Source organism: Massilia sp. Soil_C_3 (genome assembly GCF_057657035.1).
Genome location: NZ_JBDGJG010000001.1, coordinates 151,817 through 164,482 on the forward strand (window position 1 = coordinate 151,817; position 12,666 = coordinate 164,482).

Below are 12,666 nucleotides of genomic sequence, written 5' to 3' on the forward strand. Positions count from 1 at the left end.
GACATGAATGCATTGAACGACATTAAACAGGACGTGCTGACCATCGCCGGCCGCGCTTACCAATCGCGCCTGCTGGTCGGCAGCGGCAAGTACCGCGACCTGGCGCAGACCCGAGAAGCCACCCTGGCCGCCGGCGCCGAGATCATCACGGTGGCGATCCGCCGCGTGAACATCGGCCAGGACCCGAACGCGCCAAGCCTGCTGGACGTGCTGCCGCCGAACGAATTCACCATCCTGCCGAATACGGCCGGCTGCTACACCGCCAAGGATGCGATCTACACCTTGCAGATGGCGCGCGAGCTGCTGGGCGGCCACAAGCTGGTCAAGCTCGAGGTGCTGGGCGACCAGAAGACGCTGTTCCCGCACATGCCCGAGACCCTGGTCGCGGCCGAGGCGCTGGTGAAGGACGGTTTCGACGTCATGGTCTATTGCAGCGACGATCCGATCCAGGCCCGCATCCTGCAAGAGATCGGCTGCGTGGCGGTGATGCCGCTGGCCTCCCTGATCGGCTCTGGCATGGGCATCCTCAACCCCTGGAACCTGTCCCTGATCATCGAGCAGGCCACGGTGCCGGTGCTGGTCGACGCCGGCGTCGGCACGGCGTCGGACGCCGCGATCGCGATGGAACTGGGCTGCGACGGCGTGCTGATGAACACCGCGATCGCCGCCGCGGGCGATCCGGTGCGCATGGCGCGCGCCATGAAGCACGCGGTGCTGGCGGGGCGCGACGCCTGGCTCGCCGGCCGCATGCCGAAGCGCTTCGCCGCCTCGCCTTCGTCGCCCGTCGAAGGAAAGATCACGGGATGACACCCTGCGTGCTGGTGTTCGCCGGGCTCGATCCCGGGGGCGGCGCTGGCCTGGCCGCCGACATCCTGGCGATCGCGGCGCAGGGGGCGCACCCGCTGCCCGTGGCCACCGCCCTGACGGCGCAGGACAACAACCGGGTCCATGCATCCGCGCCGGTCGATGCCGATTGGGTCGCGCGCCAGGCCGCGCCGCTGCTGGCCGCCTTCGACATCGGCGCAGTCAAGCTCGGCATCCCCGGCAACGCCGCCAACGCGGCGGCGATCGCGGACGTCATCCGAGCCTTGCGCGCGCGCCGGCCCACCTTGCCGGTGGTGCTCGATCCGGTACTGTCCAGCGGCCATGGCGATGCGCTGGGGCAGGGCGACGCTATCAAAGCGCTGCGCGAACTGCTGGCGCTGGCGACGATCGTGCTGCCCAACCTGCCCGAGCGCGAGGCGCTTGGGGGGCATGGTGGCCGCCAGATGCTGGTGACCGGCGGCCACGCCTTTGGCGACACCGTCGTCAACCGCTGGCTGGTCGACGGCGTCGAGGCGCGCGCCTGGCGCTGGCCGCGCCTGCCGCACGGCTACCACGGCAGCGGCTGCACCCTGGCCGCGGCGCTGGCGGCGCGGCTGGCGCTGGGCGAGCGCATGGAATCGGCGCTCGACGCGGCCCAGGCCTATACCCACCACACGCTGGCGCAGTCGTATGCGCTGGCGCCAGGGCAGCGCATCCCGCGCCGCTTATTGCAACTGACAACCTGAAAGGAGTCGACATGCGCGGCTTGTACCTCGTTACCCCGAACTGGGACGATACGGAAAAACTGATCGCCGCCACCGACGCCGCCCTTGGCGCCGGCGCCGCGCTGGTCCAGTACCGCCACAAGGAAGCCGGTCCCGACCTGCGCCGCGAGCAGGCAACAAAGCTGCTGGCGCTGTGCCGCCGCCATGGCCGGCCGCTCGTCATCAACGACCACCTCGACCTGTGCCAGGCGATCGACGCCGACGGTGTGCACCTGGGCCATACCGACGTCGGCATCCGGGAGGCGCGGGCGCTGCTGGGCCAGGACAAGATCGTCGGCGCCTCGTGCTACGGCGAGCTGGCGCTGGCGCGCACGGCGGTCGAAGCCGGCGCCAGCTATATCGCCTTCGGCGGCTTCTATCCATCGCCGGTCAAGAAGTACACCTTCGTCACGCCGCCCGAGATGCTGGACCAGGCGCGCGCCGAATTTTCAGTGCCGATCGTGGTCATCGGCGGCATGACACCGAGCAATGCGGCGCCGCTGGTGGCGCGCGGGGTCGACCTGGTGGCAGCCATCACGAGTGTTTATGGTTCGCGCGATCCCGGTGAAGCGGCGCGCGCGTTCGGCGCGCTGTTTCCGCCCGCCTGAACCTACAATGGGCGCATCGCGATCACCGTCGTCCATCCATGCGCCCATTGCTCCTGTTCGCTCACACCCGCCGCCACCCGTCCGCCATCCTGTTCCTGGTCCAGCTGATCGGCATGCTGGCCTATCCCTTCATCGAGGGCACGCCGGCCGGCCAGGTAGGCTTCAATGTCTTCGGCATCGTGGTGCTGGCCTTCACCATCCGCATGGTGCGGCGCACGCCGGGCGAGGTGCGGGTCAGCTGGGCGCTGGCGGTGCCGATCATCGCGCTGCTGCTGGCGCAGATCCTGTTCGGGATGCGCGAACTGCTGGCATGGTCGTCGGGGCTCGAGGCGCTGTTTTATTTCTATGCGGCGGGCAGCCTGATCGCCTACATGATGGACGATGAGCTGGCCACCACCGACGAGCTGTTCGCGGCCGGCGCCACCTTTACCCTGATTGCATGGGGCTTCACCCACCTGTACGTGCTGTTGCAGGAAGTTCACCCCGGTACCTTTGCCGCTGCCGTGAACTCGGCCGCGCCGCGCACCTGGACCGAACTGAACTACCTGAGCTTCGCGCTGCTGTCGAGCACCGGCATCGGCGACGTGATTCCGCTGACCGTGCATGCGCGGGCGCTGGCCAGCGTCGAGATGCTGATCGGGCTGATGTATTTGGCGGTGGTGGTGGCGCGGTTGATCGCCTTTACCACGCGTAACCGGATCGCGGTGGGGAGAGCGCGCAAGCAGCGCATGGAGGACTGGGAAAAGGACTAGTTGACTGGCACCACGATGGCACGCAGCTCCGCCATCTTGCCATCGCGGAAGCGCCAGACGTCGCTGTACGCGTTTTGCACCGGCTTGCCTTGCTCGTCCTTCGATTCGATGTCGCCCAGGGCGACCACGAGATCGCCTTCCGCGACGAGTTCGCACACAGTGAACTTGGGCGGCTGGGCATAGCCATCCACCATCCAGGCCCGCACTGCCTCCTTGCCGCGCAGGGTCTCGCCGCCGACCGTCGACCAGACCAGGTCGTCGGTGCAGCACGCCAGGAATCCTTCGTTGTCGCCGCGGGTCACCGCGGCATTCGCCTTCAGCAAAACGTCCTTGTTCGATGCGGACATGGTCATCTCCGTGGTTAAAGATGAAAATGTACCGATTGTCGGCAATGCGTGGCGCTCGGCAATGGGCCGATTCCTCCCTGCTAGAATTGTTTTCCGACAGTAACCGAAAGTCTTTCATGACGCATACAGCTGCTGTATTCTCGATCAGACCATTCAGGGCCGAGGAATGGCCAGCCTACCGCGCGATCCGCCTGCTTGCACTGGCTGATGCGCCGGGCGCCTTCGGCAGCACCCTGGCCGCCGAAGAGGCGCTGGCGTTCGAGACCTGGGCCGCACGCCTGGCACGCTCGACCACGTCAGGCATCGACCGCGCGCTGGCCGCCGAGATGAACGGCGCGCTGGTCGGCCTGGCCTGGGCCAAGGAGGACGGCGACGACGCAACTGTCGTCAACCTGTTCCAGATGTGGGTGGCGCCCGAGGCGCGCGGGCAGGGGGTGGCCGGTGCGCTGCTCGACGAGGCATTGCGCTGGGCTACGGAGCGCGGCGCGCAGGCGATGCAACTGGGCGTGACCTGCACCAATGCCGACGCCTTGCGCCTCTATGAGCGCGCCGGTTTCGTCGAGGCCGGCGTGCGCGAGCCCTTGCGGCCGGGCTCGGACCTGATGGAGCAGCGCATGCGGCTCACGCTTCCCGGCCCAGCGCACGCAGGCAGGCGATGACGCGCTTGCCCGGATAGTCCAGCAGCGGCGGAGGGCCGCCCCGGAACCGGTAGCTGACAGTCCGGCGTTCGATCGTGTCCAGGTAAGCCGGGTTCTCGCGCACGAAGCCGGCAAGGGCTGCCCGCATGGCCGGGTCGAACGCCGGCAGCGCCGCCTCGATTCGCTGCACGATCTCGATCACGTATTCGCCGACGAGATGCACGATGAAGGGCGCCATCCAGCCTTGTGGCGCGGCCAGTACCCGTGCCAGGCACGCCTCGCGCACGTGGCCGTCGTGATGGCGGGTGCCCAGGCAAGATGCGATACCGCGTTCGATGGCGCTGCGACCCGCATCGTCCAATGGCAGGCCGGGATTGAAATAGAGGCGTACGGGGATCGTCAGGGTCTCGCCTTCGAGCGTGACCTGGTAGGTATAGTGGAGACCTTCGGGGCGCCACGCAGCGCTTGCCGTCAGGGCAGCTGCCGCGGGCCGCAGCGCGGCAGGGAAGGCGAGGGACAGGTCGAGCGCGGGCATTCCCGGCAATGGCATCGGCGTCGCGGCGTTGAGGTGCGCGGCGCGCACCTTCGCGGAATCGGGCATGGGATTCTCCATTTGGCCCTGCAAAGGTGCAGGGAACGATGGTAATCCAAGAAATTCATCGGCGCCAGCCATTCCATGAATCTGACAGTGTGTCGTTTCTAACTGGCGCGTTCACATTCTTGCGTGCTATATTTTTTTCATGCTCCAGCACGTCAGCGGCGCTGACGTCCCATGTATTGACAGGAGGAAGCATGAACTCACAATCACCAGCGCGCCGCCTGGTACTGATCGTCGACGACGATGCGCTGCTGCGCGAATACCTGGCCGAAGTGCTGCAGCACGCCGGCCACGACACCCTCGGCGCCGGCACCGCGGCCGAGGCCTTGCGCACGATCGAGGAGCGCGGCGATGGGATCGCCCTGGTCCTGCTCGACATCGAGATGCCCGGCATGTCCGGCCTGGCGCTGGCGCGCCTGCTGCGTGAAGAGACCACCATTCCCTTCATGTTCCTGTCCGCCAGCGACGATGCGGAGACGGCGCGCGCCGCCGCCGATGCCGGTGCGGTCGGCTACCTGGTCAAGCCGGTCGACGGCGCCCAGTTGTTGCCGGCGTTCGAGGCGGCACTGGCGCGCGGCGACGACATCCGGCGCTTGCGCCGCAGCGAGGAAAGCCTGACCTCGGCGCTGGCGGCGGGACGCGAGACCAGCATCGCGGTCGGCGTGCTGATGGCGCGCTTCCACATCGACCGCCATCAGGCTTTCGATGTGCTGCGCGACGAGGCGCGCTCGCAGCGGCGCAAGATGGGCGAGGTGGCCGAGCAGATCCTGGCTGCCGAGGAAACCCTCGGCAGCCTGCATGGGGCCATCGGCGAACGATTGCGGGGCCGGGGCCGGACGTGATTTCGCAAGCTTGTTATCATGTCACTTTTGCGGCGCGCTCATGGACGCGCGGTTTTTCTTCAAGCAACGGGAATACGACATGAAAACGAAGGCAGCAATTGCATGGAAGGCGGGCCATCCGCTCACGATCGAAGAGGTCGAACTCGAAGGTCCGAAGGCGGGCGAAGTGCTGGTCGAGGTCAAGGCCACCGGCATCTGCCACACCGACTATTACACGCTGTCGGGCGCCGATCCCGAAGGCATCTTCCCGGCCATCCTGGGCCATGAAGGCGCCGGCGTGGTGGTCGACGTCGGTCCCGGCGTGACCAGTTTGCGCCGCGACGATCATGTGATCCCGCTGTACACGCCGGAATGCCGCCAGTGCAAATTCTGCCTGTCGCAAAAGACCAACCTGTGCCAGGCGATCCGCACGACGCAGGGCCGCGGCCTGATGCCCGATGCGACCTCCCGTTTTTCGCTGGACGGCCAGCCGATCTACCACTACATGGGAACGTCGACCTTCTCGAACTACATCGTGGTTCCCGAGATCGCCCTGGCCAAGGTGCGCAATGACGCGCCGTTCGACAAGATCTGCTACATCGGTTGCGGCGTCACCACCGGCATCGGCGCCGTGATCTTCACCGCCAAGGTCGAAGCGGGCGCCAACGTGGTCGTGTTCGGCCTGGGCGGCATTGGCCTGAACGTGATCCAGGCGGCCAGGATGGTAGGCGCCGACAAGATCATCGGCGTCGACCTGAACCCGGAACGCGAAGCCATGGCGCGCAAGTTCGGCATGACCCATTTCATCAACCCGACCAAGGTCGAGAATGTCGTCGACACCATCATCGGGCTGACCGACGGCGGCGCCGACTACAGCTTCGAGTGCGTGGGCAACGTCAACACCATGCGCCAGGCGCTGGAGTGCTGCCACAAGGGTTGGGGCCAGTCGATCATCATCGGCGTGGCGGCGGCCGGCCAGGAGATTTCCACCCGTCCGTTCCAGCTGGTGACCGGCCGCGAGTGGAAGGGTTCGGCCTTCGGCGGCGCACGCGGCCGTACCGACGTGCCGAAGATCGTCGACTGGTATATGGAAAACAAGATCAATATCGACGACCTGATCACCCACCACTTGCCGCTGGACCGCATCAACGAAGGTTTCGATTTGATGAAGTCGGGCGAGTCGATCCGCTCGGTCGTGGTGTACTAAATGATCCCGGCGGGCCGCCCGGCCTGCCGCATATGCATGCTTCCAGCGCGGCCTTCGGGCCGCGTTGTCTTTCCGGCGACCGTTTTGCCGCCTGTTCCGCGATTTCGACCGTCTGTCGCAGCGCGCTGGGCGGCGCATGCCGGATTGTCTACAGTGTTTCCATCGCCGGCTGCATCCGGCCCATCACTGGAGACCGACCCATGTCACGCACCGCATCGCCCCACTGGAAACTGGCGCTTCCGCTTCTCGGCCTGGCCGCCATGGCCGCTTTCGCCGTGCCGACCCAGGCGGCCGACGGCAAGGCGCGCGTGGTGCGCGTGGCGGCCGCGGACGAGCCGTATGCCCTGGTGCGCGGCACATCCGGCAGCTTCGACATCAGCGGCAGCAGCGACGACTGGGACGATGTGCGCGCCGCCCAGCGCGCCATCGACGGCGAATTCATCTGGTTCCGCGACGGCGGCCGCAGCTACGTGATCCAGGATCCGGAGACCCTCAAACGGGCGCGCGCCGCCTGGGCGCCGCTCGACCGGCTCGGCGAGCTGATGAAGGTCCACGGCAAGGAAATGGAAAAGCACGGCAAGAAGATGGAAGTGCTGGGCCGCGACATGGAGCGCGCGGCGGCCAAGCCCGCCAACTTGCCGAGCGAGCGCGACATGCGCGAAGTCGACGACGGCATGCAGGCGCTGAGCAAGCATATGGACCTGCTGAGCCGGCAGATGGCCGCGGCGCGCGACGATGCCGAACGCCGGATCATCCAGCAGAAGATGGCCGAGACCGGCAAGCGAATGTCCGACGCCGGCGAGCGCATCGGCGAAGCCTATAACGGCCCGCAGGCGCGCCAGCAGCGCGCCTCGATGGAAGACATCGGCCGCCAGATGGAAATCGCCAACCAGCCAATGGAAAAGCTGGGCAAGCGCATGGGCGAACTGGGCAAGGAAATGGAACGCGAGAGCAAGGCCGCCGACAAGACGGTGCGCGCCCTGATCAGGGACGCGCGCGCGAAAGGACTGGCCAAGCCGGTGCCGACTGCGAGCTGAACGCTTGCTTAATCCGCAAGCGGCAGCATCGATCCCGTCTCGCGATAGCGCACGTGCCACGAATACGCCTTCTCCAGCACGTGAGGTGTATGGCCGCCGCGCCCGTTCGCTTCCTCGACGTAGTCGCGCAGCATTTGCTTGTACGGCTCGGCCACGCAGTGGTCGATGATGCGCTGGGCGCGTTCGCGCGGGGCCAGGCCGCGCAGGTCGGCCAGGCCGACTTCGGTCACCACGATGTCGACGTCATGCTCGGTGTGGTCGACGTGCGAGACCATCGGCACGATGCTCGAGATCTTGCCGCCCTTGGCCACCGACTTGGTCGCGAATACCGATAGATAGGCATTGCGCGCGAAGTCGCCCGAGCCGCCGATGCCGTTCATCATATGGGTGCCGCCCACGTGGGTCGAGTTGATATTGCCGTAAATGTCGAACTCGAGCGCCGTGTTGATGGCGATGAGCCCCAGGCGCCGGATGACTTCGGGATGGTTGCTCACTTCCTGCGGACGCAGGACCAGGCGGTCCTTGTACTTTTCCAGCTCGGCGAACACCTGTCGCCCCTTTTCCTCGGACAGGGTGATCGACGAACCCGAGGCGAAATCGAGCTTGCCGGCGTCGAACAGGTCGAAGGTCGAATCCTGCAGCACCTCGGAGTACATGGTGAGGCCCTTGAACGGACCGTCGATCAGGCCGGCCAGCACGGCGTTGGCGATGGTGCCGATGCCGGCCTGGATCGGCATCAGCCGCTCGGTCAGGCGGCCGGCGGCGATTTCGGCGTTGAAGAAATCGGTCAGGTGGCCGGCGATGGCGGCGGTGTCGTCGTCCGGCGGCTGGATGGTCGAGGCGCTGTCGTGCTTCTCGGTCATCACGATGGCGACGATCTTCTCGGGCGGGATGACGATGGCCGTGGCGCCGATGCGGTCGCAGACGTTCATGAGCGGCATCGGCTCGCGCTGCGGGCGGTGCTTGGGGATGAAGATGTCGTGCAGGCCTTCGAGCGCCGGCGACTGCGAGAGGTTGATCTCGACGATCACCTTGTCGGCCAGGATCGCGAAGCTGGCGCTGTTGCCGACCGAGGTGGTCGGGATGATGGCGCCCGTCTCGGTGATCGCGATTGCCTCGATGATGGCGACGTCCACCGGCGCGAGCTGGCGCGTGCGCAGCAGCTCGACGGTCTCGGACAGGTGCTGGTCGGTGAACATGACTTCGCCGCGGTTGATCGCGGCGCGCAAGGTGGGATCGGTCTGGAAGGGCATGCGGCGCGCCAGCGCGCCGGCCTGCGTCAGCGCCGCGTCGGTCTCGCCGCCGAGCGAGGCGCCGGTGATCAGGGTGATCGCCAGCGGCGCGCTGCGCGCGCGCTCGGCCAGCGCCAGCGGCACCGCCTTGGCGTCGCCGGCGCGGGTGAAGCCGCTGGTGCCGACGGTCATGCCGTCCTGGATCCATTCGGCGGCGCGTTCGGCGCTGGTGATGCGTTCGCGCAGCTGCGGCAGGCGGACGCGGTCGTGGGCAAGGTGGTGATCGTGGTGCATGCTTTCTCCTCAGGTTCGGACTTGGTGTGGCTTTGCTTTTCTCGATGGTTGTCAGGTCAGGCAGTAGTGGACCGGTTGCAGCGGCGGCGGGACGTGCTCGTCGCGCAGCGCATTGCGCAGGTCGATCTCGATGGCGCGGCAGATGGCGTCCAGCGGCAGGTCGTTGGGTTCGGTGCCGAACGGCTCTTCCAGCTCGTCGCCCAGCGCGTCCAGGCCGAAGAAGGTGTAGGCCACGATGGCGACCACGAACGGGGTCATGAAGCCGATCGAATCGACCAGCCCGAAGGGCAGCAGGAAGCAGTAGATATGGGCGGTGCGGTGCAGCAGCAGCGTGTACGAATAGGGGACGGGCGTGTTCTTGATGCGCTCGCACGATGCGGCGGCGGCGGTCAGGCTTGAGAGGGTGTTGTCGATATTGGCCGCCAGGCAGGCTTCGATGCGCCCCTCCTTGATGCAGCGTTGCAGGTCGTCGCCCATGTGGCGCATCAGGCTGTCGGGCTTGTTGTGGGCGCGCGCCATGTCTTCGGCTTCGTCCGGCAGCAGGAAGGTGGCCAGGCAGGGCGAGCCGGGCTGGTCGCGCAAGTGGTCGCGCAGCGCGTGGACGAAGGCAATCGCGCGGTAGATGACGCGAACCCGTGTATCCTGCAAGCCATTACTTGCAAGTGCGGGCCGTGGATCGTCGATCAGGCTCGTGGCCTGGCGCGCCAGGTTACGGCAGCGCAGCACCAGTTCGCCCCACAGCTTGCGGCCTTCCCAGAAGCGGTCGTAGGCGGAGTTGTTGCGAAAGCCGAGGAAGATCGCAATCGGCAGCCCGATCAGCGTGAAGGGGATCGTGGTGAGGGTGATCTTGAGGTCCCACAGGTCGCCGTGCGACCAGGTGACCAGGGTAGCCACCGCAATATTGACCAGCAGGGTAGGCAGGATGCGGGGCAGGACCGAGCCGCGCAACAGGAGGAACAGCTTGAGCCCGGAAGGGCGCTCTCGGATAATCACGGTACCGACCGCATTCGCAAAAAAATAGACGGAGTCAAGGAAAACTCACTAATATATTCGCAGTTAATCACTAATATCTTAGTAAGTCAAGCGCTTGCGCTTGCACTTGTATTCACGCGATCATTTTGATGTAGACCATTTAATAACTCGGAGCACGCATTGGCCCGCCGTATCACTCACCGCAACCTGCCCCAGCTTTTCCTGAAAGCGCGCGAATCGTTGATGTCGCATTTTCGTCCCATCCTCAACCACTTCGGCGTGACCGAGCAGCAGTGGCGCATCCTGCGCGTGCTGGACGAGCGCGAACAGCTGGAGCCGCGCGAGATGTGCGACCTGTGCCAGATCCTGAGCCCGAGCATGACCGGTGTGCTGTCGCGGATGGAAGAGCTGGGCCTGATCGAACGCCAGCGCGTGGCGGCCGACCAGCGCCGCATCTGGGTGCGCCTGGCGCCGAAGGGGGACAAGCTGATCGACGAGATCGCGCCGCTGATCGAGCAGCAGTACACCTTGATCGAGGCGGCATATGGCAGCGGGGTTGTCGACGACCTGTCGCGGGCGCTGGAGGGATTCATTGCGGCGCAGGCGACGCCGGTGCAGAGGGTGGAATTGCCGGCGACGACGAAGGCGGTGAATAGCCGTCGGCCGTGAACATATAGTTGTCTTTAACACGTCATTCCCGCGCAGGCGGGAATCCAAGTCAGTTAGCGTCGAGGTGGCGCATGCAGATTCGGCTGCTTGAAATACTTAGGCCCCCGCCTTCGCGGGGGCGACGTGCTGACGCTAGCGGCTAGCGTCAGCGTAGCGGTTCGCGCAAGCGTCCCGGTTCAGGGTCAATCATCGATCAATGCTGATCGATCTTCCCGCGCCAGCCGCCGGTCTCGCTGCCGCGCTTCTCGAGCAGTTCCTTGAAGTTGGACAGGTTGGAACGCGCTTCCATGCGCACGGCGCCCAGGGCGTCGCCCAGGGTTTCCAGCGGGCCTTCCGGCTCGTAGTCCATCTGCAGCGCTATGCGGGTGACGGTGTCCGAGATCTTGTGGAAGGTGACCACGCCGCCGTTCTTGACACCGGTGACGCTGCGCCAGGCGATGCGGTTGTCCGGGATCTGCTCGGTGATCTCGGCATCCCATTCCTTGTCTTCGCCGGCCACGTTGGCCTTCCAGTGCAGGTGCTTGTCGTCCAGCTGGCGGATCTCTTTCACGCTCTTCATGAATTGCGGGAAGTCTTCGAACTGGGTGAACTGGTTGTAGGCGGTACGCACAGGTACGTTGATTTCGATCGTTTCGACGATCGACGAGCTGGCGCCAAAGCCACGGTTTTGCTTGAGTTTCTTCGACAGCATTGCGCCGCCGACGGCCAGTGCGGCCACGGTAACTACACGACCCAACATAGTGTTCTCCTTAGGTTTCGCCCCGGCGCGTTGCGCCTGGGCTCGAATGAATGCACTTGCGAACGGGGTTCGCGACCTTGTCGCGAATCTGTCATTAAAATAAGCGAAAAGACAAGGGAGGGGCGCGCGGCTGGGGTTTCGTTTCAAAGAAGTTGCGCGATGTTAATGTCGTTTCCTGTGTGAAATCGACGACGATGCGTCGAGGGGAGATTCAGATGAGCTTGCAAGGTGGATGCTTCTGCGGAGCGGTGCGCTATGAGGCGCGCGGCGAACCTTTCAACAGCACGCTGTGCCATTGCACCGATTGCCGCAAGGCGTCGGGCGCCCCGGCCTTCGCCTGGTTCAGCGTCAAGACAACGAGCCTGCACTGGACCGCCAGCGCACCGCAGCGCTTCCGCTCCAGCGACCATGCGCTGCGCAGTTTCTGCGCGTCCTGCGGCACCACGCTCACCTGGCACGACGAACGCTGGCCCGACGAGATCGACCTTGCCACCGCCAGCCTGGACGACCCGGAACAGGTGCCACCGGTCGACCATACCTTCGCGCGCAGCCGCCTGGGCTGGCTGAAGCTGCAGGACGGCCTGCCGCAATACCAGAAGACGCGGTCGGAAGGTGAATAGGTGGATTTCATGCGGAACGCATTGTTATCCGTGCAGGAAGATGCGAGCATGGAATCACCGTAACTTTTCGAAAGGCGTCGGCCATGAGCGCCCCATCGTCCAATCGCAAGCGCCGCCAGCTTTGTCTCGCCCTGCCTGTCGCCGCACTCGCCGGAATGGTCGGCTCCGCCGCGCAAGCCCGTCCCTGGCCTCCGGCCGGGATCGGCCACACCAACCACCATACGGGATTCGAGGTGGCGCTCAAGTTGGACATGTTCGGCGAGGTCAGCAAGCCGGTCGTGGTCGCGCAGAATGCCGAGCGCATCAAGCTGAGCGGCGTACATGCCGACACGCCATGGACCCTGGAATTCACGATCGTCCGCGTGGGCCATGATGGCAACCTGCGTGTGCTGACCAGGTTGAGCAGTGGCGACGATGTCCTGGCTGCGCCCATCAGGACTGCCGTGGTCGGCCAGCGGGTCGTGGTGCGCGCCGATGACGAGTTCAATGTCGTCATGTTGATCAGGCGGGTGTAAGGCACAAGCCGCCGGCGCAACCAAACTGGATGGGCATACAGTAAAACGC

General features: G+C 65.6%; 16 protein-coding genes. 11 read left to right on the forward strand and 5 right to left on the reverse strand.

What is annotated here, in order from left to right:
- The first annotated feature begins 3 nt into the window (after positions 1 to 3).
- The 4 genes from AC3A6F_RS00665 to AC3A6F_RS00680 are packed head-to-tail and all read left to right on the forward strand — an operon-like array spanning position 4 to position 2,928.
- Positions 4 to 807, forward strand: coding sequence for a thiazole synthase (locus AC3A6F_RS00665; RefSeq protein ID WP_487678010.1), 804 nt, complete (start codon positions 4 to 6; stop codon positions 805 to 807).
- Positions 804 to 1,550 (forward strand): bifunctional hydroxymethylpyrimidine kinase/phosphomethylpyrimidine kinase, encoded by a 747-nt coding sequence (locus tag AC3A6F_RS00670; protein ID WP_487678012.1) that lies wholly within the window; start codon positions 804 to 806, stop codon positions 1,548 to 1,550. The genes AC3A6F_RS00665 and AC3A6F_RS00670 overlap by 4 nt, the downstream gene beginning before the upstream one ends.
- An 11-nt stretch (positions 1,551 to 1,561) precedes the next feature.
- Entirely contained in the window at positions 1,562 to 2,176 is a 615-nt protein-coding gene (thiE, locus tag AC3A6F_RS00675; RefSeq protein ID WP_487678014.1) for a thiamine phosphate synthase, read from the forward strand.
- Between the two features lie 38 nt (positions 2,177 to 2,214).
- On the forward strand, positions 2,215 to 2,928 hold the full coding sequence (locus tag AC3A6F_RS00680; RefSeq protein WP_487678016.1) for an ion channel: 714 nt from the start codon (positions 2,215 to 2,217) through the stop codon (positions 2,926 to 2,928).
- Here AC3A6F_RS00680 and AC3A6F_RS00685 read toward each other — a convergent pair.
- Complete coding sequence (locus AC3A6F_RS00685) at positions 2,925 to 3,275, reverse strand: nuclear transport factor 2 family protein (protein ID WP_487678017.1); 351 nt, start codon at positions 3,273 to 3,275, stop codon at positions 2,925 to 2,927. The two genes, AC3A6F_RS00680 and AC3A6F_RS00685, sit on opposite strands and share 4 nt — an antisense overlap.
- Positions 3,276 to 3,391: 116 nt before the next feature.
- On the opposite strand from AC3A6F_RS00685, the gene AC3A6F_RS00690 reads away from it, so the two are divergent.
- On the forward strand, positions 3,392 to 3,934 hold the full coding sequence (locus AC3A6F_RS00690; protein WP_487678018.1) for an N-acetyltransferase family protein: 543 nt from the start codon (positions 3,392 to 3,394) through the stop codon (positions 3,932 to 3,934).
- Here AC3A6F_RS00690 and AC3A6F_RS00695 read toward each other — a convergent pair.
- Entirely contained in the window at positions 3,897 to 4,463 is a 567-nt protein-coding gene (locus AC3A6F_RS00695; RefSeq protein ID WP_487678020.1) for a hypothetical protein, read from the reverse strand. The genes AC3A6F_RS00690 and AC3A6F_RS00695 overlap by 38 nt on opposite strands.
- A gap of 242 nt (positions 4,464 to 4,705) precedes the next feature.
- Here AC3A6F_RS00695 and AC3A6F_RS00700 point away from each other — a divergent pair, with 242 nt between their 5' ends.
- The 3 genes from AC3A6F_RS00700 (at position 4,706) to AC3A6F_RS00710 (ending at position 7,576) form a co-directional block, all read left to right on the forward strand.
- Positions 4,706 to 5,353, forward strand: a complete 648-nt coding sequence (locus tag AC3A6F_RS00700) for an ANTAR domain-containing response regulator (RefSeq protein WP_487678022.1) — start codon at positions 4,706 to 4,708, stop codon at positions 5,351 to 5,353.
- Positions 5,354 to 5,432: 79 nt separating this feature from the next.
- Complete coding sequence (locus AC3A6F_RS00705) at positions 5,433 to 6,539, forward strand: S-(hydroxymethyl)glutathione dehydrogenase/class III alcohol dehydrogenase (protein WP_487678024.1); 1,107 nt, start codon at positions 5,433 to 5,435, stop codon at positions 6,537 to 6,539.
- A 200-nt stretch (positions 6,540 to 6,739) separates the two neighbouring features.
- Positions 6,740 to 7,576: a hypothetical protein gene (locus AC3A6F_RS00710; RefSeq protein ID WP_487678026.1), complete on the forward strand. Its 837-nt coding sequence runs from the start codon at positions 6,740 to 6,742 to the stop codon at positions 7,574 to 7,576.
- Between the two features lie 8 nt (positions 7,577 to 7,584).
- Here the strand turns inward: AC3A6F_RS00710 and scpC are convergent, their stop codons facing one another.
- Positions 7,585 to 9,102, reverse strand: a complete 1,518-nt coding sequence (gene scpC, locus AC3A6F_RS00715; protein WP_487678028.1) for a succinyl-CoA:acetate CoA-transferase ScpC — start codon at positions 9,100 to 9,102, stop codon at positions 7,585 to 7,587.
- 51 nt (positions 9,103 to 9,153) lie between these two features.
- Positions 9,154 to 10,095, reverse strand: a complete 942-nt coding sequence (locus AC3A6F_RS00720) for a bestrophin family protein (protein ID WP_487678030.1) — start codon at positions 10,093 to 10,095, stop codon at positions 9,154 to 9,156.
- 159 nt (positions 10,096 to 10,254) lie between these two features.
- Between AC3A6F_RS00720 and hpaR the strand changes: the two genes are divergently transcribed.
- The gene (gene hpaR, locus AC3A6F_RS00725) at positions 10,255 to 10,743 is read left to right on the forward strand and encodes a homoprotocatechuate degradation operon regulator HpaR (protein ID WP_487678032.1); all 489 of its coding nucleotides are present in this window, start codon (positions 10,255 to 10,257) and stop codon (positions 10,741 to 10,743) included.
- 193 nt (positions 10,744 to 10,936) lie between these two features.
- On the opposite strand, the gene AC3A6F_RS00730 is transcribed toward hpaR, so the two are convergent.
- Positions 10,937 to 11,482, reverse strand: coding sequence for an SRPBCC family protein (locus AC3A6F_RS00730; protein ID WP_221176181.1), 546 nt, complete (start codon positions 11,480 to 11,482; stop codon positions 10,937 to 10,939).
- A 215-nt stretch (positions 11,483 to 11,697) separates the two neighbouring features.
- Between AC3A6F_RS00730 and AC3A6F_RS00735 the strand changes: the two genes are divergently transcribed.
- Together AC3A6F_RS00735 and AC3A6F_RS00740 are read left to right on the forward strand one after the other, a co-directional pair.
- Entirely contained in the window at positions 11,698 to 12,102 is a 405-nt protein-coding gene (locus AC3A6F_RS00735) for a GFA family protein (protein WP_487678035.1), read from the forward strand.
- 83 nt (positions 12,103 to 12,185) lie between these two features.
- On the forward strand, positions 12,186 to 12,617 hold the full coding sequence (locus tag AC3A6F_RS00740) for a hypothetical protein (RefSeq protein ID WP_487678037.1): 432 nt from the start codon (positions 12,186 to 12,188) through the stop codon (positions 12,615 to 12,617).
- Positions 12,618 to 12,666: the final 49 nt, after the last annotated feature.